21 protein-coding genes and 1 tRNA gene are annotated in these 22,044 nt (G+C 64.8%); 11 read left to right on the top strand and 11 right to left on the bottom strand.

Going from position 1 to position 22,044, the window contains the following annotated elements; genetic code table 11:
- The 4 genes from QQW98_RS12700 to QQW98_RS12685 all read left to right on the top strand — a co-directional run bounded on the left by QQW98_RS12700 (position 1) and on the right by QQW98_RS12685 (position 4,988).
- Entirely contained in the window at positions 1 to 1,695 is a 1,695-nt protein-coding gene (locus QQW98_RS12700; RefSeq protein WP_290135297.1) for an ATP-binding cassette domain-containing protein, read from the top strand.
- Complete coding sequence (locus QQW98_RS12695) at positions 1,692 to 2,792, top strand: ABC transporter permease (RefSeq protein ID WP_290135296.1); 1,101 nt, start codon at positions 1,692 to 1,694, stop codon at positions 2,790 to 2,792. Before QQW98_RS12700 ends, QQW98_RS12695 begins: the two co-directional genes overlap by 4 nt.
- The gene (locus tag QQW98_RS12690; RefSeq protein WP_290135295.1) at positions 2,789 to 3,901 is read left to right on the top strand and encodes an ABC transporter permease; all 1,113 of its coding nucleotides are present in this window, start codon (positions 2,789 to 2,791) and stop codon (positions 3,899 to 3,901) included. Before QQW98_RS12695 ends, QQW98_RS12690 begins: the two co-directional genes overlap by 4 nt.
- Before the next feature lie 124 nt (positions 3,902 to 4,025).
- On the top strand, positions 4,026 to 4,988 hold the full coding sequence (locus tag QQW98_RS12685) for a crotonase/enoyl-CoA hydratase family protein (protein WP_290135294.1): 963 nt from the start codon (positions 4,026 to 4,028) through the stop codon (positions 4,986 to 4,988).
- An 8-nt stretch (positions 4,989 to 4,996) separates the two neighbouring features.
- Here QQW98_RS12685 and zapE read toward each other — a convergent pair whose 3' ends face one another.
- From zapE to QQW98_RS12670, 3 genes are read right to left on the bottom strand one after another with little or no spacing between them, the layout of a single operon-like run.
- A complete protein-coding gene (zapE, locus tag QQW98_RS12680) occupies positions 4,997 to 6,115 on the bottom strand; it encodes a cell division protein ZapE (RefSeq protein ID WP_290135293.1) in 1,119 nt (372 codons plus the stop codon).
- Positions 6,112 to 6,570, bottom strand: coding sequence for a PaaI family thioesterase (locus tag QQW98_RS12675; RefSeq protein ID WP_290135292.1), 459 nt, complete (start codon positions 6,568 to 6,570; stop codon positions 6,112 to 6,114). The genes zapE and QQW98_RS12675 overlap by 4 nt, the downstream gene beginning before the upstream one ends.
- Positions 6,571 to 6,572: 2 nt before the next feature.
- Entirely contained in the window at positions 6,573 to 7,355 is a 783-nt protein-coding gene (locus QQW98_RS12670; RefSeq protein WP_290135291.1) for a succinate dehydrogenase iron-sulfur subunit, read from the bottom strand.
- Between the two features lie 207 nt (positions 7,356 to 7,562).
- On the opposite strand from QQW98_RS12670, the gene QQW98_RS12665 reads away from it, so the two are divergent.
- The 3 genes from QQW98_RS12665 to QQW98_RS12655 all read left to right on the top strand — a co-directional run bounded on the left by QQW98_RS12665 (position 7,563) and on the right by QQW98_RS12655 (position 10,819).
- Entirely contained in the window at positions 7,563 to 8,294 is a 732-nt protein-coding gene (locus QQW98_RS12665) for an SDR family NAD(P)-dependent oxidoreductase (RefSeq protein ID WP_290135290.1), read from the top strand.
- Positions 8,295 to 8,355: 61 nt separating this feature from the next.
- A complete protein-coding gene (locus QQW98_RS12660; protein WP_290135289.1) occupies positions 8,356 to 9,612 on the top strand; it encodes an SAM-dependent methyltransferase in 1,257 nt (418 codons plus the stop codon).
- A 55-nt stretch (positions 9,613 to 9,667) separates the two neighbouring features.
- Positions 9,668 to 10,819, top strand: a complete 1,152-nt coding sequence (locus QQW98_RS12655) for a serine hydrolase domain-containing protein (RefSeq protein ID WP_290135288.1) — start codon at positions 9,668 to 9,670, stop codon at positions 10,817 to 10,819.
- On the opposite strand, the gene QQW98_RS12650 is transcribed toward QQW98_RS12655, so the two are convergent.
- From QQW98_RS12650 to purF, 3 genes are all read right to left on the bottom strand, one after another.
- A complete protein-coding gene (locus QQW98_RS12650; RefSeq protein ID WP_290136944.1) occupies positions 10,820 to 11,161 on the bottom strand; it encodes a PilZ domain-containing protein in 342 nt (113 codons plus the stop codon).
- Positions 11,162 to 11,271: 110 nt separating this feature from the next.
- Positions 11,272 to 11,985 (bottom strand): SDR family NAD(P)-dependent oxidoreductase, encoded by a 714-nt coding sequence (locus QQW98_RS12645; RefSeq protein WP_290135287.1) that lies wholly within the window; start codon positions 11,983 to 11,985, stop codon positions 11,272 to 11,274.
- A complete protein-coding gene (purF, locus tag QQW98_RS12640) occupies positions 11,982 to 13,454 on the bottom strand; it encodes an amidophosphoribosyltransferase (RefSeq protein ID WP_290135286.1) in 1,473 nt (490 codons plus the stop codon). Before purF ends, QQW98_RS12645 begins: the two co-directional genes overlap by 4 nt.
- 194 nt (positions 13,455 to 13,648) lie before the next feature.
- Between purF and QQW98_RS12635 the strand changes: the two genes are divergently transcribed.
- On the top strand, positions 13,649 to 16,588 hold the full coding sequence (locus QQW98_RS12635; protein WP_290135285.1) for a VIT domain-containing protein: 2,940 nt from the start codon (positions 13,649 to 13,651) through the stop codon (positions 16,586 to 16,588).
- A gap of 18 nt (positions 16,589 to 16,606) precedes the next feature.
- Here the strand turns inward: QQW98_RS12635 and QQW98_RS12630 are convergent, their stop codons facing one another.
- The 3 genes from QQW98_RS12630 to QQW98_RS12620 are packed head-to-tail and all read right to left on the bottom strand — an operon-like array spanning position 16,607 to position 18,482.
- A complete protein-coding gene (locus QQW98_RS12630) occupies positions 16,607 to 17,821 on the bottom strand; it encodes a L,D-transpeptidase family protein (RefSeq protein ID WP_290135284.1) in 1,215 nt (404 codons plus the stop codon).
- An 8-nt stretch (positions 17,822 to 17,829) separates the two neighbouring features.
- Positions 17,830 to 18,291: a hypothetical protein gene (locus QQW98_RS12625; protein WP_290135283.1), complete on the bottom strand. Its 462-nt coding sequence runs from the start codon at positions 18,289 to 18,291 to the stop codon at positions 17,830 to 17,832.
- 41 nt (positions 18,292 to 18,332) lie between these two features.
- The gene (locus QQW98_RS12620) at positions 18,333 to 18,482 is read right to left on the bottom strand and encodes a hypothetical protein (protein ID WP_290135282.1); all 150 of its coding nucleotides are present in this window, start codon (positions 18,480 to 18,482) and stop codon (positions 18,333 to 18,335) included.
- 107 nt (positions 18,483 to 18,589) lie between these two features.
- On the opposite strand from QQW98_RS12620, the gene QQW98_RS12615 reads away from it, so the two are divergent.
- The gene (locus QQW98_RS12615; protein WP_290135281.1) at positions 18,590 to 18,862 is read left to right on the top strand and encodes a hypothetical protein; all 273 of its coding nucleotides are present in this window, start codon (positions 18,590 to 18,592) and stop codon (positions 18,860 to 18,862) included.
- Between the two features lie 63 nt (positions 18,863 to 18,925).
- Here the strand turns inward: QQW98_RS12615 and QQW98_RS12610 are convergent, their stop codons facing one another.
- Positions 18,926 to 20,287, bottom strand: coding sequence for an ABC1 kinase family protein (locus tag QQW98_RS12610; RefSeq protein WP_290135280.1), 1,362 nt, complete (start codon positions 20,285 to 20,287; stop codon positions 18,926 to 18,928).
- A 46-nt stretch (positions 20,288 to 20,333) separates the two neighbouring features.
- Here QQW98_RS12610 and QQW98_RS12605 point away from each other — a divergent pair, with 46 nt between their 5' ends.
- Positions 20,334 to 20,780 (top strand): DUF3429 family protein, encoded by a 447-nt coding sequence (locus QQW98_RS12605; RefSeq protein WP_290135279.1) that lies wholly within the window; start codon positions 20,334 to 20,336, stop codon positions 20,778 to 20,780.
- Between the two features lie 44 nt (positions 20,781 to 20,824).
- Here the strand turns inward: QQW98_RS12605 and QQW98_RS12600 are convergent.
- A tRNA-Pro gene (locus QQW98_RS12600) sits at positions 20,825 to 20,901 on the bottom strand.
- Between the two features lie 102 nt (positions 20,902 to 21,003).
- On the opposite strand from QQW98_RS12600, the gene QQW98_RS12595 reads away from it, so the two are divergent.
- Positions 21,004 to 21,972 (top strand): thymidylate synthase, encoded by a 969-nt coding sequence (locus tag QQW98_RS12595; RefSeq protein WP_290135278.1) that lies wholly within the window; start codon positions 21,004 to 21,006, stop codon positions 21,970 to 21,972.
- The last annotated feature ends 72 nt before the right edge of the window (positions 21,973 to 22,044 follow it).

The following is a 22,044-nucleotide window of genomic DNA, read 5'->3' as shown; positions in this document are numbered from 1 at the left end:
ATGCCGGCGGCCTTCAGGCTGCAAGGTGTTTCGAAAAGCTTCGCGGCGGCGCGCAAGAAGGGCGCTCCCGTCCAGGCCTTGTCGGACCTGTCGCTGGCGTTCGAGGCCGGGCGGCGGCTCGCCCTGATCGGTCCCGATGCAGCGGGGAAATCCACCGTGCTGCGCCTGCTTGCGGGGCTGGTGGAGCCGGATGCGGGAGCGGTCGAAGTCTTCGGCGAACCCGTGGCGGCGCTCGACAGGGGGCAGATCGGGTATTTGCCGCAAGGCGGGGCGCTTTACGATGACTTGCCGGTCGAACGTAACCTTGCGCTCTATGCCGAGCTGCGCGGCGTCGATATGGATGCAGAAAACGAGCGCATCGAGACGATCTACCGCCGCACCGGACTTTCGGATTTTCGCAAACGCCTCGTCGGGCGGCTGTCCGGCGGAATGCGGCAGAAACTGGCGCTCGTCTGCGCCCTCGTGGCTCGCCCGCCGCTCCTGCTGCTTGACGAACCGACCGTCGGGGTCGATCCCGTTTCGCGGGGCGAGATCCTGACGCTGACGCGCGAGCTTGCCGCGCCGGGCAGCACCATCGTGTGGACCACCACGGTGCTGGACGAGGCGGGTGAATGCGATGCTGTCGCGGTGCTGCACGAAGGACGCCTGCGTTTCGAAGGGACCCCGGAGGAGCTCGCGCAATTCGGGGCAGGCAGGGTGGAGACGCGACCGCTTCCCGCGCAGGGAAAGCGCGCACTCCTGGGAACGATCGAGCGCGACTCCGATGTTCTTGAGGCCCGGATCGAGCGCGAACAGGTGAGGGTGCTGCACCGCGAGCCCGTGCCCGACAGCGCACCGGCCACGATTGGCGATGGCTTCGCCCGGCTGCTCGACGATGGCACGGTTTTCGGCCCCAGCAAGCTTGCCGCACGCTTTCCGCAGCGGACGCAGGACGAAACGGTGGTCAGCGCGCTGGGTCTCACCAAGACCTACGGCGAATTCACGGCAGTCCATGATGTCGGCTTCACCGTCCGGCGCGGGGAGATTTTCGGCCTGCTCGGACCAAACGGCGCGGGCAAGTCGACGACCTTCGGCATGCTCTGCGGGCTCGTGCCGGCAACGGGCGGGACTGCGACCGTGGCCGGAAAATCGCTCCGCACCTCGGCCAGCGCCGCGCGCAAGGCACTCGGCTTCATGCCGCAGCGGTTCTCGCTCTACGGCGACTTGAGCGTCGCCGCGAACTTGCGCTTCGTGGCCGGTGCTTACGGCATGGGCCGCGCAGCGCGCGAGGATGCCATCGCGTGGATCGTCGATGCGCTGGAGCTGGAGGAGCTCATGCCGCGCGCGGCGGGAACGCTGCCGTTCGGCCAGAGGCAGCGGCTTGCCTTTGGGGCCGCGCTCCTCGACGCCCCGCCGGTGCTGTTCCTCGACGAGCCGTCCTCCGGCGTCGATCCGGTGGTGCGGCGCGAATTGTGGTACCACATCAACGCCATCGCCGCGCGCGGCACTGCGGTCGTCGTCACGACGCATTTCATGGAAGAGGCGGAGAATTGCGACCGCCTGTTGTTCATCAGCGCGGGTGAAGTCATCGCGCAGGGCACGCCGGAAATCATGAAGCGCGATGTCGGGCGCATCGCGGGCCGGCCGGTCACGTTGGAGGAAGCGTTCATCGATCTCGTCCAGCGCCAGAGGCAGTCCGGGGAACTTGCCGCGTGAGCCCCGGCGCGGCCATCCAGGCAAAGGAATGGGCGCAGATCTGGCGCGACCCGTCGACCTTCGGGCTCGTCGTGGTCCTGCCGTTGCTGCTGATGATGCTGTTCGGCAGCGCCATCTCGCTGGATACCGAACACACCGCAACGGGGGTTGTCGATCTCGACCGGACGGCCGCGTCGCGATCGTTCGTCCAATCGCTCGAGGCCAGCCGCTATTTCGCCGTGACGGAAGGGCAGTCGGTAGAACCGCAGGCCGACGAACTCGTCGCCGGGCGGCTGCGCGGCATCCTCGTCATTCCCAAAGGCTTCGGGCGGCAAGCCGGGGCCGGCCCGGTCCAGCTTGTAACCGACGGCTCGCAGCCCAACACCGCACGTTTCCTCGACGGACACATGCGCGGCGCGCTGGACAGCTGGAACAGGCAGCGGTTGCGGGACCGGGGCGGCGAGGCCGTGCAGGCGATCGGGCTGATCGATCACTTCCGCTACAACCCCGGCCTCGAGAGCCGCTTCATGCTGGTGCCGGGCGCGATTGCCATCGTCATGGCGATGATCGGGACGCTGCTGACGGCGCTGGTGATGGCCCGGGAATACGAGCGCAAGACGATGGAGGGTCTGCTGGCGACGCCGCTGTCGACCGGTGCGCTCGTTTACAACAAGGTGCTGCCATATTTCTTGCTCGGCCTTGCAAGTACCGGATTGTGCGTGGCGATGGCGGTGTATGGCTATGGCCTGCCGTTCGAAGGCTCGGTCTTCGCGCTGTTCCTCATCGCGGCAAGCTTCCTTGCCGCCGTGCTGGGGCAGGGCTTGTTGATCTCGGCTGCGACCAAGAGCCAGTTCGTCTCGACCCAGTTCGCCCTACTGTCGGGGTTCCTGCCATCGCTGCTGCTGTCCGGCTTCCTGTTCGAAATCGATTCGATGCCGGCAGCGGTGCAGTGGCTCACCTATATCGTGCCTGCGCGCTACCTCATACCATCGCTGCAATCGGTATTCCTTGCGGGCGACATTTGGCCGCTGTTCCTGCCGAACATCTCGATCATGGCCGGCTTTGGCGCGTTCTTCCTGTGGCGTGCCATGAAGGCAATCCGGCGGACCATCGCATGAGGCAGTGGCTGGTCCAGTGGCTCGCGATGGCGGTAAAGGAACTGCGCGTGGTGCTACTCGACAAGCGCGCGCGGACGACGCTTGTCAGTTCGCCGCTGATCCAGCTGTTCCTGTTCGGTATGGCCACCACGCTGGAAGTGACGAACATCGATATCGGGGTGGTCAATCGCGACAACGGCCGCGCGGCGGAGCAGGTGCTCGCCGGGCTCCAGGGCGCGAGCGTGGTGGACAAGATCCGCTATTATCCCGAGGTTGCAGCGCTCAATCGCGGTATCGAGCGGCGCGAAATCCTCGCCGGGATCGCCTTGCCGCCCGATCTCTCGGCCGATGTGGCTGCGGGGCGTACGGCGCAGGTCATGGCCTTGTACGATGGCCGGCGCATCAATGCCGCGCGCGTGACCGCGGGCTATTTCGACCGCATTGTCAGGCGGGCAGGCGCAGAGGTCCAACCGATCCAACCCCGCGCCGGCCCGCGTCTCGAAAGCGTCAGCTGGTTCAACCGCAATCTCGATTATCGCTGGTTCACCCTGCCGGGAATGATCGCGGTGATCACGACCGTTCTCGTGCTATCGGTATCGATCCAGTCCTTCGCGCGAGAGCGGGAATTCGGCACCATCGGCCAGCTGATCGTCCTGCCGCTGACGCCGCTTCAATTGCTGCTCGGCAAGATGGTGCCGGCTTTCCTTGTGGGGCTGGTCAACGCGGTGACTTACGCCATCCTGATCCCGCTCTTCTTCGACGTTCCCTTCACCGGCAGCTTCGCATTGCTTGGCCTCGGCATTGTGATCTTCGCATTTTCGATCGCCAGCATCGGGATGATCGTCTCGGTGCTGGCCGATAACCAGCAACAGGCGTTCCTTGGCGGTTTCCTTGTGATCGTGCCGCTGATCCTCCTCTCGGGATACGTCAGCCCGGTCGACAACATGCCCGACTGGCTGGCCGTCGTCGCCCGGATAGACCCGCTCCAGCACATGGTCTTCATCTGCCAGGGCATATTCCTGAAGGATCTGGGATGGGGCACAGTATCTCCGCATCTTTTCGCGATGGCTGCGGTCGGTTTTTCCAGTATCTCGATTGCGTACATCTTGTTGCGACTTCGTCGCGGCTGAGCGCGATTGCGATTCGGTTCGCCCCGTTAACCGCGAATATTGCTTGCCAAGCATCCGGACCGGTGCGTAATTTTCGTTCATTCGCCCGGCACCCATGGGCGGAGAGGTCGCAACGGGGGGCATTATGGACAGGGTCGAAAAGCACGTCGACAGGGCGGAAACAGGCAATGACCAGCATATGGAAGAGGCCACCATCGGCCTTTCCCAGATGCGCGAAAGACTGGTCGAACAGTCGAAACGGCGGCTCCGGATCGACCCGAAGCTGTTCGAACTGCGCGAACTCGATACCATGTACGAGGACGAGAGCGAGACGCTGTGGACCTATATGCGTCCCAGCGGCCGGCCCAGCTTCACCCCGCCGATGCTCAACGATTTCAACGACTGGCAAAGGCTGATCCGCGCGAATTTCGGGCCGAACAAGGTGCCGCTGCGTTTTCTGGTGCTGGGCAGCCGGGCGCCGGGGGTTTTCTGCTTCGGCGGCGACCTGGAACTGTTCCAGAGCCTGATCCGCGCCGACAACCGCGAGGGGCTGGTCGATTACGGCTATGCCTGCGTGGAAATCCTCCATCGCAATCACCTGTCGTTGGACCTGCCGATGCTGACGATCGGCCTGGTAGAAGGCGCTGCGCTTGGCGGCGGGTTCGAAGCCCTGCTGAGCTTCGATTACATAATCGCGGAGCGTGATGCGACGTTTGGCTTGCCCGAAGTGCTGTTCGGACTTTTTCCGGGCATGGGCGCACATGCCATCCTCAGCCGCAAGCTCGGCAGCGCGATGGCGGAACGGATCATCGTATCGAACGAGACCTACACGGCGCAGCAGATGTACGACCTCGGCATCGTCCACCGCATCGCAGAACCGGGCGAGGGGCGGGCCGCCGTGCAGGACTTCATCGCCAAGTCCGCGCGTCGACACGCCGGTCTGGTCAATGCGCGCCGTGCGATGCGGCTGTCGCAGCCGCTGCCGCTGGAAGAGCTGAAGCGGATCACGGAGCTGTGGGCCGACGCGGCGCTGCAGCTTCGCGAACAGGACCTGAAGGTGATGAGCCGGCTCGCCAACGCGCAGGCCAAGCTCGCCAACGCCGCCTGATCCGCGTCCTACTGCGCGCCGTGGCCAGCGGCCATGTAGTCTTCGCTCTGCATTTCCTTTAGCCGGCTGACGGTGCGGTCGAATTCGAACGCGCCGTCGCCAGCCGTGTACAGGTCTTCCGGCTCGGTCTGTGCCGTGGCGAACAGCTTCACCCGGTTTTCGTACAGTGCGTCGACAAGCTTGGTGAAGCGAATCGCCTCGTTCCGGTTGCCCGGGCCCATCTCGGGAATCCCGACCACGATGACCGTGTGGAATGCGTGGGCGAGGGCGAGATAATCCGCCGCGCCGCGGTTTTCGCCGCACAGCCGCTTGAAACTGAAGACGCCGACGCCCTTGAAGGCCTTCGGCACGAACAGCGTTCTGCCGCCGCCGAGGTCGATCTCGCCCGACGGTACGTTCTCGGCATCTTCGGGGGCGTAGTCGGTCAGGCGGAAGAATGCCTCGCGCACTTGGGCAGTCGCTTCCTCGCCGAGGGGTGTGTGCCAGCTGTCGAGTCCGCCCAGCCGCTCCAGCCGGTAGTCGACCGGTCCGTTGAGCGGGACGACGTCGAGCTCGGCCTGGACCAGATCGATGAACGGCAGGAACAGCGAACGGTTGAGCCCGTCCTTGTAGAGGTCGCGCGGCGGCCTGTTGCTGGTGGTGACGACGACGACGTTCTCGTCGCGGATCAGGGCGGTGAACAGCCGGCTCATGATCGCTGCGTCGGCGGTGTTGTTCACCACCATCTCGTCGAAGGCGAGCAGGCGGACATCCTGTGCCAGCTTCGCCGCCACCGGGGCGATGGGATCGCCGCTTTCCCGCTTGCGCTCTTCGCGGATCAGCTGGTCGACTTCCAGCATGAAGGCGTGGAAGTGCACGCGGCGCTTGCGTTCGATGTCGAGCGTTTCGACAAACAGGTCCATCAGCATGGACTTGCCGCGCCCGACGCCACCCCACATGTAGACACCGCGTGGCCGGGCCGGCGCATCGCCGCCGAACAGCTTGCCTATGAAGCCGCGCTTGCGCGAGGTCGCCTCGAGTTCGCCTTGCAACTCATCCAGCCTCTCGGCCGCGCCGCGCTGGTCGGGATCGGCGCGCAACTCGCCTGCGCCGACCAGCGCATCGTATCGCACCAGTATCCCCGTCATTTGCGCGAATTCATCTTGCGGATGATACCGCTGAAGCTGGCGACGACATCATCGTCCTGCACCACTTGCCCGCGACAGAAGGCGAGGCGGCCGGTTTCACGAACGATCTCCGTCACCGCGTCGAGCGGCCGCTCCGGGTCGCCGGCGCCCACGAACTGCGTGGAAAGCTCCAGCGTGACCGAAGGCCCCGCCTCGCCTTTGCCAAGGACGTGCATGGCGGCGAACAAGGCGATGTCGATCAGGCCGAGCGTGGTCGCACCGTGGACCACGTCCTGCAGATTGGTGTGGCGTCGCTCCGGGTACATGCGCAGGCGACAGAAATTTCCTTCGCGCCGAACACGCATTTCGCCGAGCACCGCCGCGTTATAGCGGGTTTTGTCTTGCAGATTCCAGCCGCGCCAGCCGTCCTCGCCCGGGATCGGCTCGTAATCGAACGGCAGGTGATCGAATGCCAAGGTCAGATTTGCCGTTCGGCCATCATCTTCTTGGTTTCGGCGATCGCCTTGGCCGGGCTGAGGCCCTTCGGGCACACGTTCGCGCAGTTCATGATCGTGTGGCAGCGGTACAGGCGGAACGGGTCTTCCAGATCGTCAAGCCGTTCGCCCGTCATTTCGTCGCGGCTATCGGCGAGCCAGCGGTAGGCCTGCAGCAGGATTGCCGGGCCGAGGAACTTGTCGGAATTCCACCAGTAGCTGGGGCACGCGGTGGAGCAGCACGCGCACAGGATGCATTCGTACAGGCCGTCCAGCTGCTCGCGCTGTTCGGGCGACTGCAGCCGTTCCTTGCCGGAAGGCGTGGGGCTGACCGTCTGCAGCCAGGGGCGGATGCTGGCGTACTGGGCGTAAAAATGCGTAAAATCGGGCACCAGGTCCTTGATCACATCCATGTGCGGCAGCGGGGTGATGCGCAGCTCGCCCTTCACATCCTCGATCGCGCTGGTGCAGGCGAGGCCGTTCTTGCCGTTCATGTTCATGGCGCAGGACCCGCAGATCCCCTCGCGGCACGAACGGCGGAAAGTCAGGGTCGGATCAATCTCGTTCTTGATCTTGAACAGCGCGTCGAGGACCATCGGCCCGCATTCGTCGAGGTTGATCTCGAAGGTGTCGTAGCGCGGATTTTCGCCGCTATCGGGATCGTAACGATAGATCTTGAATTTCTTCACCCGGCCACCGCCGGACGCGGCATGGGTCTTGCCGTCCTTGCGGATCTTGCTGTTCTTCGGAAGGGTGAAGGTTGCCATGGTCGACCGGTCCTGTTTCGCTACGCGCCCTATCTAGCGATTGCGAAGTATGAAGCAAGGCTGGAGGCGAGCCTGTCGGCAGGCCATTCCAACGCGATGGAACACATGGAACACGTTCCAGGAGGAAAAAGTCCCGGACCGGGTTTTTGGCCGAATTGTGCGGACGAGAGAGAGAACCGGGTAGCCATGCGAGGGGTCTAGGAGATCATGGCAGATGTAGGAAAGGGGTTCCGCAGCGCAGCGGTCTTCGTCGCGACCGGAGGCATCGGGCGCGCCCTTGTCGACGTGCTGCTCGATGCCGGTACAGAGCGCGTTCATGCGGGCGGCAGGGCTCATCCTGAAACGAGCGACGCGCGTATACGCCCATTCACTTTCGATCTGCTCGACGAGGCTTCGATCGAAAGGGCCGTGCGCGAATTTGCCAAACCGCCCGAGCTGGTTATTGCGGCAACCGGCGTGCTGACGCTTTCCGGCGGCCGGGGACCGGAAAAGTCGCTGCGCGCTGTGGAGCCCGACGTTATGGCGACAGCATTCGCCCTCAACACCATCGGACCCGCATTGATCGCCAAGCATGTCTTGCCCACTTTCCCGCGGCAGGGGCGCCACGTCTTTGCCGCTCTTTCCGCCCGGGTCGGCTCCATCGGCGACAACCGGATCGGCGGTTGGCACAGCTATCGCGCAAGCAAGGCCGCGCTCAATATGCTGATCCGCAATTTCGCCATCGAGCTGGGTCGGACGCGGCCCGAAGCGGTGGTCGTCGGCCTGCACCCGGGCACCGTCGACACCTCCCTGTCGCAGCCATACCAGGGCAACGTGCCGGACGAGCAGCTGTTCTCGCCAGAGCGGAGCGCAGGGCACCTGCTCGATGTTCTTGGCAAGCTTGGCCCAGGCGATAGCGGCAGCGTATTCGACTGGAAAGGCGAGCGGATCGTGGATTGAGGGCGCCAATGCCGCGCCGCCGCTTGTCCGTTCCCCGCCGCGCCGCCATAAGCCGCCGCGTATGAACGCCGAAACCCCAGAAGGAAGCGCCCGGTTGCTCGGCGCGGTCCGGCCCGTTGCCAGCAAACCGGGCCTTGTCGCCCGCGCGTGGTCGGGCGGGCTTGCCCGGCTCGTCGACCGGATCGACGCGGGGATCGAGGCGGGCTCCATGCACGCGACCTTGCCCGACGGCGCTACGCGGGTGCTGGGCGGGCGCGGTCCGGGAATCGACTGTGAACTGACACTGCACGACTGGCGCGGGCTGCTGCGCCTTGCCACGGCAGGCTCCCAAGGGTGGTACCAGGCGTGGGAAGCGGGCGAGTGGAGCAGCCCGGACGAGGTTTCCGTGTTCGCCCATTTCGGTGCCAACGCGCGGACGCTGGGCGATGCCGGGCGGGCCAAGGGACCCTGGAGGGCGGCGGCGCGCGCGCTCCACTGGTTGAACCGCAATACGCGCGGCGGATCGGCGAAAAACATCCATGCGCATTACGATCTCGGCAACGCGTTCTACGCCGCGTGGCTCGACCGGACGATGAGCTATTCTTCCGCCCTGTTCGACACGGTGGAGATGCGCGGATCCGGACGTCTGGCGCTGGGGCAGGAACGCAAGATGGCGCGCTTGGCGGAGCGGGTCGGCGGCGCCAGATCGGTCCTGGAGATCGGCTGCGGGTGGGGCGCGATGGCCCAGACGCTGAGCGAGCGCGGCTGCTCGGTCACGGCGATCAGCCTGTCGGACGAACAGCTCGCCTATGCGCGGGCGCACCGCGACGGGTCGATCGACTTTCGCAAGCAGGATTACCGCGATGTCGCCGGCCAGTTCGACGGCATCGTCAGTGTCGAGATGGTGGAGGCCGTAGGGCGCGAGTTCTGGCCCGAATGGTTCGCGTGCATCGCCCGCAACCTAAAACCGGGCGGACGCGCCGCGATCCAGTATATCGCCATGCAGGATGACCTGTTCGATGCCTATGCCGCCAGCGCCGATTTCATCCAGGCCTATATATTTCCCGGCGGCATGCTGGTGCGCGAAAGCGAGTTCCGGCAGCTTGCCGCGGAACACGGCCTGGCATGGCAGGATCGCGAGGAATTCTCGCTCGACTACGCCGAAACGCTGGCCATCTGGCGCGCCAATTTCGAAGCTGCGTGGAAGGAAGGGCGAATCCCGGAAGGGTTCGACGAGCGTTTCGCCCGCCTGTGGCGCTTCTACCTGATGTATTGCGAAGGCGGGTTTCGCGGCGGCAGCATTTTTGTGGCACAGGTGACGCTGGTCAAGGAGGAGTAGAGCGATGAGGGCATGGGCGGCTTTGCTGGCAACGGCAGCTTTGGCGGGGTGCACCATGCCCTGTGGCGGTATCGGTGCCGCGTGCCTTCCTCCGCAAGATGCGGCGCCGGTCCGGCTGACCCAGCCGTCGCAGGAAATCCCGATAGCCGAACAGCAGGTGCTGTTCTGGGACGAGGCCACGAGGCGCGACCGTTTCTCCCATATGGAAGACTATTTCGCCGGGTTGGAGGTATCTCCCGCGCCGCAGCCCCACCGCTTCCTTCCGGGCGACGGGCTGCCGCGCGAAGTCTCGGATGCTATTGCGGCATATATGCGTGAGAGCGGCGCGGTCGGCATCATGGTCGTGAAGGACAACAACGTCCGCTACGCCAGCCGGTCCGACGACTTCGATCGGCAAACCCGCTGGACCAGCTTCTCCGTCGCCAAGAGCTTCACCTCGACCTTGCTCGGCGCGGCCATTGCCGACGGGGCGATCGACAGCCTCGACGACCCGGTCACGAAATACGTGCCGGCGCTTGCCGGCAGCGTCTACGATCCCGTCACCGTGCGCCAGGTCGCCACGATGACGTCCGGCGTGAAGTGGAACGAAAACTACACCGATCCCGACAGCGATGTCGCCCGCATGCTCGCCACGCCGCCGCGTCCGGGGGAAGACCAGAGCGTCACCTACATGCGCACGCTGGAGCGCGAGGCCCCTCCGGGCAGCAAGTTCGTCTACAAGACGGGCGAGACCAACCTGCTCGGTATCATCGTCGAGAACGCCACCGGGCGGAAGTTGGCGGATTATGCCTATGACAAGATCGCGGCGCCCGCAGGCTTCGCCGATCCGATGTTCTGGATGGTCGACCTGTCCGGGCGCAACATCGGCGGATGTTGCCTTTCGCTGACGCTCGAGGATTATGCACGGTTCGGCCAGTTCGCGCTGGAAGGCGGGGAGGGCGTGGTGCCCGATGGCTGGTTCGCCGAAGCCGGGGCGGCGTCGGTGAAACTTGACGGCGATCGCTTCGGCTATGGCTACCAGTGGTGGACTTACGAAGGACGCAGCTTCGGCGCGCAGGGGATTTTTGGCCAGTCGGTCACCATCGTGCCGGAAGCCGACCTAGTCGTCGCCATCGTCGGCAACTGGCCGACCGCCACCAGCGGCGACCTTGCGCGCAAGCGCAGCGAACTCGTCGCCCGCATCGCGGCAAGCGTCATCGACGAGTGATCAGCGGGCAGCGCCGTCGCCGCGATAGCGGGCGAGGATGTTGTCGTGGACGATCGGGTTGAGGAGCGTCTGGAACGCGCAGCCGACGAGGTTGCCTTCCCACCAGATCACTTCGGCCGCCAGCGATTCGAGGCCCGGCAGTGTCATCCAGCACATCGATCCCGGTTCCATCCGGTTGATCGATGTGGCGGAAAAACCGGACAGCGACAAATCGTGCACCACGGTCTGGAAACGGCGGCCGCCGCTGACCCGCATCTGCGCAGGGATGGCGAGCTTCGTGCGCGGCGCGCTGCGGTCTTCCTGCGCGGCGATTTCGTAACGTTCGGGGGAGCTGATCGTCATCATGGCGGCCGTCCTCAAGCTTCGGCTGCCACAACAACAAAGGATCGGGCGATCCGGCAACCGTGCTTAATATCGTGCTACCGCCGTTACACGGGGGTTTCCCAAGAGGGTTAAGGCGTATCAACCCTTTGCCGCAGCCCGGTCTCGAAATCGCTTTCCAGCAAATCCGCGACGTGGGCGGCCACGGTTTCCGGCGGTTTTACTGTCTGCGGATCCTCGCCGGGATATGCGCGCGCGCGCATTTCCGTGCGCGTTGCGCCGGGGTCGATCGTTGCCACCCGCACCTTCGAAATCTTCTCAACTTCGTCACCATAGGCGCTGAGAAGATTGTCGAATGCGGACTTGCTGGCCCCGTATGCGCTCCAATAGGCGCGCGGGGTTTCCCCGACACTGCTGGTCAGCCCGACGACACGGGCGTTGCCGCTGCGCTTCAGCATCGGATCGAACGCGGCGAGCAGGCTTTGCGTGGCGAGCACATTGACCGTCATCGCCTTGCTGAATTCCTTGCCGTCGATTTGGGTAACCGGTGACAGGTTCGGCAGGTAAGCTGCGCAAATCACGAGGATATCGAGCGTGTCCCAACGCCCGGCGATGGCCTGAGCCAGGCGGGCGACGCCATCGCTTTCGGACAGGTCGAGCGGCGCGATGGTCGCGCTGCCGCCGGCGTCGTGAATGGCCTGTTCGACCTCTTCCAGCCCTGCGGCGTTGCGTGCAGTCAGGATCACGTGCGCGCCGCGCGCGCCCAGTTCGCGGGCGATGGCGGCGCCGATCCCCTTGCTCGCGCCGGTGACGAGCGCGGTTTGCCCGGCCAGAGAGTCGCTCATGCCACCTTGCCCATCGGCAGGCCGAGTTGGTCGTCCGCGTGACGCTTTCGCTGGAGGTCTGTCAGGCTGGTGGGGTAATCGCCGGTAAAGCACGCATCGCAATATTGCGGGCAGCCGCTGTCGCGCCCCTTCCGTCCAACCGCGCGGTAAAGCCCGTCGATGGACACGAAGGCGAGACTGTCCGCCTGGATGAATTCGCACATCGCGTCGATATCCATCCGTGCGGCGAGTAGCTTGGAGCGTTCGGGCGTGTCGACGCCGTAGAAACAGCTGTGGTTGGTCGGCGGGCTGGCGACACGGAAATGCACTTCCTTCGCGCCTGCATCGCGCATCATCTGCACGATCTTGAGGCTGGTGGTGCCGCGCACGATACTGTCGTCAATCAGCACCACGCGCTTGCCTTCCACCAGCACGCGGTTGGCGTTGTGCTTGCGCTTCACCCCCGCGTTGCGGGCGCTGTCCGAAGGCTGGATGAACGTCCGCCCGACATAGTGGGAGCGGATGATGCCGAGTTCGAACGGAACGCCGCTTTCCTGCGCGTAGCCGATGGCAGCCGGGACGCCGCTGTCGGGTACGGGCACGACGATATCCGCCTCCACCGGCTTTTCCCGCGCGAGTTCGGCACCGATGGCCTTGCGTGCTTCGTAGACAGACTGGCCGGCGAAATAGCTGTCGGGGCGGCTGAAATAGACGTGTTCGAAAATGCAGGGGCGCGGCGCGGGGTTGCCGAAGGGACGATGGCTGCGGATGGTGCCGTCGAAGTCGATTTCGAGCAGTTCGCCGGGCTCCACCTCGCGTTCGAATTCCGCGCCGACGACGTCGAGCGCCACGGTCTCGCTGGCGAAGATCACCGCGTCGCCCATCCGTCCCATGACCAGCGGCCTGATGCCGAGCGGATCGCGGCAGGCAGCCATGCCGCGCGGGGTCATCACGACCAGCGCATAGGCGCCTTCGACCAGACGGAGCGCATCGATCAGGCGGTCGAGCATGGTGGGATAGCGGCTCGTCGCGACGAGGTGGATGATCACCTCGGTGTCGCTGGTCGACTGGAAGATCGCGCCCTTTTGCACCAATTCCTGGCGCAAGGTCATGGCGTTCGAGATATTGCCGTTGTGGCTGACCGCGAAACCGCCGCTGGCAAGCTCCGCATACAGCGGCTGCACGTTGCGCAGGCCGGACCCGCCGGTGGTGGAATAGCGTACGTGCCCGGCGGCCATGTGGCCCGGCAGTTCGGCAATCGCTTCCTCGGTGGAAAAATTGGCCGCCACGTGGCCGAGACCGCGGCGCGCGGTGAATTCGCTGCCGTTGTACGAACAGATGCCGACCGCTTCCTGCCCGCGATGCTGCAGTGCGTGAAGGCCGAGCGCGGTGATGGCCGCCGCATCGTCCGCTCCGATCACGCCGAATACGCCGCACTCTTCGTGCAGGCTGTCGCCGTTCTCGTCATGAAAGGGATGGTTGTTCGTCATCGGGCCGCCCGCGAAGCCTGTATCCAGCGCGGTTGCCAATGGGCGTTCCGGTGAGAGATTACAACCCTGCGCCAGCGCTTCGCCCGACTAGTTTTGCAGGGCCGGGCTTGCACCTTATGATATTTTGTATCATCTTCACATCCGGTTCATTTTCGCGCGCCGATTCAGTGCGGAACCGAACAGGGGAGAGTTCCATGCGTCGTTTCGTATCGCTCGTGTCGTTGGTGGCCATCGCCGGCAGCCTGCCGATCATGGACAGTGCACAGGACCAGCGCGCCTCGCCCGCGCTCAGTGCCCGCGTCGACGGGGTGGTGGGTGAGGACAGCAAACAGCTGCAGATCGCCTCGCTCGATATCGAAGTGACGCGCCGCGGCGGCCTCGCGATGACCGAGATGTCGGTGCGGTTCGAAAACCCAGGCAACGAGACGCTGGAGGGCGAATTCGGACTGACCCTGCCCGAGGGCAGCGTTGTCACCGGCTATGCGCTCGACGTTGGCGGGGAAATGATCGACGGCGTTCTCCAGTCGCGTGACCGCGCCCGCGAGGCGTTCGAGCGCAGGGTCGTCCGCCGGATCGATCCGGGCCTTGCCGAAGTCGATTACTCCGACCGGTTCGAAAGCCGGGTGTATCCGATCTTCCCACGGCAGGGACGCACCATCCGGATCCGTTTCTCCAGCCCGCTCGATGCGAACGGCGGATACATCCTGCCGCTAGATAGCGGACAGGTTGGTGCCATTACGATGCGCGTGCGCGGCGTGGACAGCGCGCCGGGCCGCGATTTCGCTTGGACGCAGGATGGCGGCGCGTGGGTCTATCGCGCCGGAGCGGGCGAGGTCGAGGGCGCCATCCGCTTCACCGCAGAGCCAGCCGACGGCCTGACCCTGAGCCAGCACCCGGGCGAGGGTCAGTTTTTCGAACTTACCGGCGACTTGCCGCCCGCACCGGAAGCCGGGCGCGACAACCTGGTGATCATGTGGGACCGCTCGGTTTCGCGGCTCGACGACGAGCTGGAGCGCGAAGCCGAATTGGCAGAGCGCCTCGCCCGCCGACTCGATGCGCGCAAGGTCACGATCCAATTGTTCGACAGCCGGGGCGAAGAGGCGATCGAAGTCGATGCGCGCAACGTGGCCGAGACGCTGAAAGCCGTCCGCTATGCCGGCGGGACGAGCTACGAATATCTTGCCACCCCGATCAGAGCCACGAGGGGGACCTGCGTGGTCTTCTCCGATGGGCGAGCAACCATCGGCCAGCGACGTGGGCTTGGCGGGACGCCGTGCCGCGTGAGCTTCGTGACTTCCGGCGGGGAGGCCGACAAGCCGTGGCTCGAAGCAGAGGCGCGGCGCATGGGCGGGGCCTTCGTGGACCTTGGCGCCGTGAACGATGACAAGGCGATCGACCTGTTGATGTCGCCGAGCGCCATCCCCTTGGTCACCGACGGAGAGAAAGTGGCGATCGAAACGCGCAGCCTGCCGGCCGGGGAAGGGCGCTATCGCCTGGTCGGGCCGATGCCGACCGACGGCCGCCTGCAGGTCAACGGGCGCCTGATCCCCGTGAACCGCATGGCAGTGCCGAACTTTGCCGCGCCCGGTGCGCTTTGGGCCGCCCAGCGGCTTGCGACGGTGCGCGATTCCATGACTATCGAGAAACTGGCCGGGGAAGCGCGGCGCTGGTCCGTCGCGACCCCGGGGGTGAGCTTCATCGTACTCGAAACGCCGGAAGATTATGTTGAGAGCGGGTTCACGCCGCCCGACTCCTATCCCAAGGCGCTCCGCCAGCAATTCGACGCGATCAAGCGCCAGCGCGCGGAATTCGATGCGCGGCGGGACCGGGCATTCTACGAAAACATCGTCGCCATGTGGGAACAGCGCAAGGAGTGGTGGGAGACCGGCAAGGCCCCTGCCGACATGGGCAATCCGGGCGTTCCGCCGCCGCCGGTGCCTGTCGCCGTCGTTCAAGACATGGCCCTGGAAGAGTCGGCAGTTTCGCCACCCGCGCCGCCGCCCCCGCCTCCTCCGCCACCGGCGCGCATGGCACCGCCGCCGCCGGTCGCTCCGCCTCCGCCGCAGGACGCCTCGAACATCGTCGTGACAGGCGGCGCGCGCACCCAGTCCGCAGTCGAGCGGGTCACCACAGTCGACGTCGCCGAGGCCGAGGCGGAATTCGGTTCCCCGCAGGCGATGGCCAACGGTGTCGAATATGCAGAGGACGGCGCTATCGAGACCGCGGAATGGGCCGCCGACCGGCCCTATATCGCGGCGTGGCAGGCTGCGGGAGACAATTGGGTCGATGCGGTGGCTGACACCGCGAAGGAGAGCGGCGATCTGCCTCTGTTCTACCTCGACCTCGCCGAATGGCACTGGTCGAACGGGCGCAAGCAGGAAGCCCTGCGTGCAGCGGAAGCCGCGCTCGAATTACCGGCGCGCGACAACCAGACGCTGTTCATCGTCGCCCAGCGCCTGCTGCGGTATGGCGACCCGGACCGCGCGATCTGGCTGCTGGAACAGCTGGTCGATCGCGAGGCCGAACGGCCCCATCCGCTGCTTGCGCTGGCTGACGCCTACGCCAAGCGCGGCCGGGCGATGAACAACCGCGCCAATTTGCAGAAGTCGCTCCAACTGTTCGTCGATGCAGGCATGAAGCGCTGGCCGGACGAGTACGGCCGGGTGAACGAATATGCCTTGGCAGAGGCGAACGCGATTATCGTCGCGCTCGGCGGCCGGGACCTCGGCGTGGCGCTGGACGACAAGTTCATCGCCGCCCTGCCGCTCGACATGCGGGTGGTGGTTCAGTGGAACACGCCGCGCACCGACCTCGACCTGTGGGTCCGCCAGCCGGACGGGCAGGAGATCGGATACAGCAACCGCACTTCGAAAGAGGGCGCGCGCTACCTGCACGACGTAACCCAGGGTTACGGCCCGGAAGAGTTCATGATCCGCAAGGCGCCCAACGGAACGTACCGGATCGAGCTGGACACCTACGCTGCCGACCGGCGCAATCCCAACGGCCCGTCAACCGCGACGGTGCGGATCATCCGCAACTTCGCCACCCCGCAGCAGAGCGAAGAGCTGATCGACGTGGAAATGCTCCCCAGCGACGACGGTCGCCGACTCGTCGGGACAGTCGAGATCGACTGATACGGAGAGATCGACGGGTTAAAAGTCGAGGAAATCGGCCGTGACGCGCGACATCAGCCGTGCGTCGCGGCCGTAGAAATCGTCACGGAATTCGATGCGGCCGTCGACCGGCGCGGCGGTCAGGTAGGTAATAAACACCGGCACGGGCTTGGGCAGAGGGACCGCGAGCGATGCCTCATCGCTGCCTTCGCCGGGTTTTTCCCCGTCATGCAGCCAGCGGGCAAGGCGCGGTGCATCCTGCAGCCGTACGCAACCCGCGCTGAATGCACGCATGTCCTCGGTGAACAACTCGCGCGACGGCGTATCGTGCAGATATATTCCGAGCGGGTTGGGAAACATGAATTTGATGTCCCCCATGCCATTGCCGGGTCCTGGCAACTGGCGGACACGCAAATCGAAGTCGCCATCGGCCACGGCCTGCCAGTCGACCTTCTTCGGATCCAATGGCTCTGCTTCTTCCGTCCAGTCCGAAAGGGGCTGGAAGCCGGTGCGTTCGATATAGGGCATGCCCTGGGCCAGCACTTTGGGTGCGATATTCCGCCGCACTAGGTCGGGCGGGACGTTCCAGTAGGGACGCACTTCGGAATAGCGGATCAGCCCGGCCATCATGGGGGTGGGATCGGTTTCCTTCCCGACGACGACGCGCATGGTGCCGACCGGCTTGCCATCCTCGTACATCGTCAGGATCTGTGCGGCGCTGTCGACGACGATATATCGTTCGCCCGGATCGGCGGGAATCGCCTCGAGCCGTTCGATGTTCAAATCGATCTTGCGCTTGTAATAGCTGTGTCCGCGATTGAGCGCGCGGATCATGTCTGCATCCACCACGGCAGCCGGCGGCAATCCGTGGGCCTTGCGGAAATCGCGGACGCGCGCGGCCAGTTCGGCATCGAAGCTGGTCCCCGCGGACAAGCCGAGGCGCTGGCGCAGCTGCGCCACCCGGACGGACCGGTCGCCAACCCGAAGGGCCTCGCCTTCGCTCAAGGTCGATTGGGGAAGGTCGCCCCAATCCGCATCAAATGCCTCCGCGGCGCGGCGCAGGTCGCGCAGGATCGCGTTGTCGCTACTCGCCGAAACGCGCGGCCCGGGTTTCAGCTCGCTGTCGACGTAATACATTTCCGTTTCGCCGGGCCGCGCTGCGGCATTGGAGGCATTACCTACGGAATCGGCAGAGGCCGGCGCACTCAGGAGCGCGCCGGCCAATGCTACGGTTATGAAAGTCTTGCGTTGCAAGTTTTACCTCAGCCGCGTTCGCCCACGCGAGGCGCGGGTGCCGGCATCGGTGCCGGTGCAGGAGCGGGAGCCGGCTGCGTACGGACAGGCGGCGGGGGCGGCGGGGCAATGTTGTTCACACCGAGGGCAGTCCACTGCGACGCGGCGCCGCAGCTGCTCGTCATCGGCATGGCCTGACCAGCCACGAATCGATTATTGTAGTCCCAGCATTCTTCGGCACCGCCGGCCATCAGGCACAGATCGCCACCGCGCACGGCCCAGGTCGCCGGCATGGACATGCCGTCCATCGAGCGAATCGTTGCGGTACCGTTCTGCATGAACATCACGTTGTTGGTGGTGCCGTCGGCAAAGCGGACCTGGACGGTCTGGCCGTAGATTTCAGCACCCATCGGTGCGGTCTGAGCGGCCGCTGCCGAAGAAAACGCGATACCCAGCGCACACGCGCCGGCTGCAAAAAGAGCTTTTTTCATTGTTATTCTCCTGTTGGGTTTCAATTCACCACGCAGCTGGATCAGGAAACCGCCTTCATCGCCCCAACAGTTTCTGCTCCCTCATGTTCCCAAACGGTAGAAGAAACTTCTGGATTCTCTTGTGTTGTGACAGCAAAACCACGGCTGAACGACCCATCGCAAATTTCTTGCGATTTTTCTGGAACTTTCACGCGTTTCTAGCTTTAGGAGGACTAGCACGCAGCTACCGCTTGCCCTGATCGTTCGTCTGAAGCGCGAATGCGGGTTGGATAAAGAGATACGATAAGGAAGGGATGGAATGACAAAGACAAACATTACAAGGGCTTCCGTAGCGGCAGCTTTCCTCGCCACCTCGACGCTGTTGCCAATCCAGGCAAACGCGCAGAGCCAGATTGAATCGCGCGTCAACTGTCAGGGTGCTGACGGCTGCGTCCTGCCGATCGGCGTGGAAGAAGAAGCTGCCGGCGTGAACTGGCTGCTTCCCGCACTGCTCGGCCTCGCTGCCATCGTGGGTGCGATCATCCTGCTGTCGGACGATGATGACGACGATGAAGTTCCCGTCTCCGTCTGATCGAACGGAATAACAAGTTTCGAAAGGCCCGGCAGCGATGTCGGGCCTTTTCCTTTTCGGTTTCTAGTCCTGCGCCGGTGTGAGGGTAACGGGCGGACTGTCCGTCAGGACCTTCCCGACCCGTCCGCGCACATCGACAACCGCCTTCAGCCTTGCGCCCAGCAACGCCGTTCCGCTGACCTTTCGCTGGACGAATACGGCCTCCGGGGGCGGCAGGTGCCAGCTCGCCTTGTCCCTCGCTATAGCCATGCCTTCGTCACGCAGGACGGCCACGAACGCACGATCGCCAAAATCGAACGGCTCTTTACGGGTCAACTCGGCCATGATGACATCAGTCATCCGCTCGACCCGGTCGGGATGTCTTTCGAGCACGACGCGGTTCACAAATCCGCTGTCGACGGCAGCTGCGACCGCCTTCTCCCGCTCTCCGGCAAATCCGTGAGTGAGCATCGCGCGATATGCTCCGGACAGGCGCGGCTCGACAGGTCGCGTCGCGCCGAAATCGAGCAGGACGATGTCCTGCGTATCGGCGCGGAACCGGAAGTTCGCGAAATTGGGATCGGTCTGCATGACGCGAAATTCGAAGAGCTCGCGCGCGACCAGCGACAGCAGGCGGCCGAAGACTTCGTCGATAACGTCCTGCGACTGCGTCTCGAGGTTCTCGATCGGCTCGCCGGCCTCGTAGCTCATGACGAGAACCTGCCTTGTGGTCATGTCTGGATAGAGGCGAGGGACCACGAACCCCCGCTCGCCGGCCAGCCTTTCCGCATAAAGGCGCATCTGTTCGCCTTCGCGCAGGTAATTCGCTTCTTCGTGCAACTGCTCCTTGGCGGCCGCGAGGAGCGGAGCGATATCGAGCTCCTTGGGCAGCAGCCCCGAGAGTCGCAGCAGGGACGCGACATTGTCGATATCGGCATCGATACTGTCTCGCACTCCGGGATATTGCACCTTGATCGCCAGCTCGTCGCCGTCGCGGGTGAGGGCGCGGTGAACCTGGCCGATGCTGGCGGCTGCGATCGGGTGGGGCTCGAAGCGAAGAAACTGCCTGCGCCAGTCCTTCCCCCATTCTTCTGCCAGAACCTTGTCGAGCTGCCTTGGCGGCATGAAATTCGCCTGGTCCCGCAGGGTGGCGAGGATGGCGGAAAGCTCCGGCGGCAGCAGGTCCCCGGCGTCGAGCGAAATCATCTGGCCCAGCTTCATCGCCGCGCCGCGCAGTTGCGATAGCTGGTTGGTCAATCGTTGCGCGTTGCCCGGCGTCAATGCCAGCTCCTGCAGGCTCGGCCGCTCCCCGGCGGCGAACTTTCGCGCGCCCTCAGCCAGCATTCCGCCGGCAACACCGCCGGCCAACTTGCCGAAGCCGGACAGGCGGGACAAACGCGAACTGGGAACCGCGCGATAGCGGTCCGGCTTTCGATCTTCGGACATGATGCCCGATATGGGGCCGTGACGGGGCGGAACAAGCGGAGTCGGCATGGAAGGCAGCACCGGACTCGACGGGGCAGCAAAGGCGCTCGGTTACGCAGGCCTTTTGCCGCAAGCGTTTGCCGCCGCCGTCGTGCTTTCAGGCAGCGAGTGGCGCTGGGTCGCAGCGGCCTGCGCGTTTGCCTACGCCGCGCTGATCTTCAGTTTCCTTGGCGGGGCGTGGTGGGGCGCTGCCGTGCAGGCGGCAGAGCGGCGTACATGGGTCTTCACCGTCAGCGTGGCCCCCAGCCTGATTGGACTTGTCCTCTATTTCCCCTGGACGATCGGTTGGGAATGGCCTGGTCCTGCGCTGTTGCTGCTGGGTCCACTTATCGCGCTTTCTCCCGTCATCGACCGGGCGCTGAGTTACGGCGGCGGGGACTGGCTAAGGCTCAGGCGCAACCTGTCGCTGGGCCTTGGCGCGCTGACGCTACTTGTGGGTATCGCGTTGCTTTGAAGCAGGGTGCGGTGTGTCCTAGCCGCGCGCCGCAGGTAGCAAATTGGTCGGGGAGAGAGGATTCGAACCTCCGGCCCCTGCCTCCCGAAGACAGTGCTCTACCAGGCTGAGCTACTCCCCGACCGGACGCGTTGCGAAGGCGGACCCCCGCGAGGCAGAGGCGGCCCTATAGGGGGGAGCGTGCGGGGTGGCAAGCGCACTTTTCGCCGCTATGGGTCATGGCATGGTCACACTGGCATCCGCGCCCGATTCACCCCTCGGTACTGCGGCCGACGCACATTACGAATTGCCTTACCTCCAGCTGATGCGGCACGTGTGGGAGAAGGGTGACGAGCGGCGCGACCGGACAGGTGTGGGCACACGGTCGGTCTTCGGCGCGACGCTTCGCTTCTCGCTCGCCGACGGGCGGATGCCGCTGATCACGACCAAGCGGGTTTACTGGAAAACCGCGACGCGCGAGCTGCTGTGGTTCCTGACGGGCAACACCAATATCCGGCCGCTGGTGCTGCAGGGCGTGGGCATCTGGAACGAGTGGCCGCATGCAAATTATGTCAGGGCCACGGGCGACGACATCGCGCTCGACACCTTCGTGGCCCGGATCGCGCAGGACGAGGATTTCGCCGCGCGCTGGGGCGATCTCGGCCCGGTGTACGGCAAGCAATGGGTCGACTGGCCGACATACGAGCCGGCAGGAGAGTGCACGTTCCGCGCCGGTCCGGGCATCAACCAGGTGGCACAGGTCGTGGAAAGCCTGCGGCACAATCCGGGCAGCCGCCGGCACATCATCGAAGGATGGAATGTTGCCGAACTCGACCGGATGGCGCTGCCGCCGTGCCACAAGACCTACCAGTTCCACGTCGCCGGCGACCGACTGAATTGCGCGCTATACCAGCGCAGCTGCGATGTCGCGCTGGGGCTGCCGTTCAACCTGTGGTCAGCGGCGTTGCTGACCGCGATGATGGCGCAGCAGACGGGCCTGAAGCCCGGCGAGCTGGTTTGGATGGGCGGCGACACGCATCTTTACCTGAACCACGCGGAGCTTGTGGAAACCCAGCTCGCGCGGGAACCGCAGGGCGAGCCGCGCCTTGAGATCACGCGCACGCCGCGGTCGATCTTCGATTACGCGATCGAGGATTTCGCGGTCACGGGCTACACCCCGCATCCGCCGATCAAGGCACCGGTGGCGGTGTAACTGGACTCGAGGCGCGAAATAAAATAACGCGCGCGGATAAGATTGATACCGAGCGCCGCCGCGGTTTTCGCC

It is taken from the genome of Alteriqipengyuania flavescens (assembly GCF_030406725.1).
Lineage (GTDB): Bacteria > Pseudomonadota > Alphaproteobacteria > Sphingomonadales > Sphingomonadaceae > Alteriqipengyuania_B > Alteriqipengyuania_B flavescens.
The sequence above is the reverse complement of the archived record's forward strand: the minus strand, read 5'-3'. Positions and strand labels throughout refer to the sequence as shown.

What these genes read in the sequence shown, in the direction of transcription:
- QQW98_RS12700 (WP_290135297.1), top strand. Translation starts at nt 1, where the DNA reads ATGCCGGCGGCCTTCAGGCTGCAAGGTGTTTCGAAAAGCTTCGCGGCG.
- QQW98_RS12690 (WP_290135295.1), top strand. Translation starts at nt 2,789, where the DNA reads ATGAGGCAGTGGCTGGTCCAGTGGCTCGCGATGGCGGTAAAGGAACTG.
- QQW98_RS12685 (WP_290135294.1), top strand. Translation starts at nt 4,026, where the DNA reads ATGGACAGGGTCGAAAAGCACGTCGACAGGGCGGAAACAGGCAATGAC.
- zapE (WP_290135293.1), bottom strand. Translation starts at nt 6,115, where the DNA reads ATGACGGGGATACTGGTGCGATACGATGCGCTGGTCGGCGCAGGCGAG.
- QQW98_RS12670 (WP_290135291.1), bottom strand. Translation starts at nt 7,355, where the DNA reads ATGGCAACCTTCACCCTTCCGAAGAACAGCAAGATCCGCAAGGACGGC.
- QQW98_RS12665 (WP_290135290.1), top strand. Translation starts at nt 7,563, where the DNA reads ATGGCAGATGTAGGAAAGGGGTTCCGCAGCGCAGCGGTCTTCGTCGCG.
- QQW98_RS12660 (WP_290135289.1), top strand. Translation starts at nt 8,356, where the DNA reads ATGAACGCCGAAACCCCAGAAGGAAGCGCCCGGTTGCTCGGCGCGGTC.
- QQW98_RS12655 (WP_290135288.1), top strand. Translation starts at nt 9,668, where the DNA reads ATGCCCTGTGGCGGTATCGGTGCCGCGTGCCTTCCTCCGCAAGATGCG.
- QQW98_RS12650 (WP_290136944.1), bottom strand. Translation starts at nt 11,161, where the DNA reads ATGACGATCAGCTCCCCCGAACGTTACGAAATCGCCGCGCAGGAAGAC.
- QQW98_RS12645 (WP_290135287.1), bottom strand. Translation starts at nt 11,985, where the DNA reads ATGAGCGACTCTCTGGCCGGGCAAACCGCGCTCGTCACCGGCGCGAGC.
- purF (WP_290135286.1), bottom strand. Translation starts at nt 13,454, where the DNA reads ATGACGAACAACCATCCCTTTCATGACGAGAACGGCGACAGCCTGCAC.
- QQW98_RS12635 (WP_290135285.1), top strand. Translation starts at nt 13,649, where the DNA reads ATGCGTCGTTTCGTATCGCTCGTGTCGTTGGTGGCCATCGCCGGCAGC.
- QQW98_RS12625 (WP_290135283.1), bottom strand. Translation starts at nt 18,291, where the DNA reads ATGAAAAAAGCTCTTTTTGCAGCCGGCGCGTGTGCGCTGGGTATCGCG.
- QQW98_RS12615 (WP_290135281.1), top strand. Translation starts at nt 18,590, where the DNA reads ATGACAAAGACAAACATTACAAGGGCTTCCGTAGCGGCAGCTTTCCTC.
- QQW98_RS12610 (WP_290135280.1), bottom strand. Translation starts at nt 20,287, where the DNA reads ATGTCCGAAGATCGAAAGCCGGACCGCTATCGCGCGGTTCCCAGTTCG.
- QQW98_RS12605 (WP_290135279.1), top strand. Translation starts at nt 20,334, where the DNA reads ATGGAAGGCAGCACCGGACTCGACGGGGCAGCAAAGGCGCTCGGTTAC.
- QQW98_RS12595 (WP_290135278.1), top strand. Translation starts at nt 21,004, where the DNA reads ATGGTCACACTGGCATCCGCGCCCGATTCACCCCTCGGTACTGCGGCC.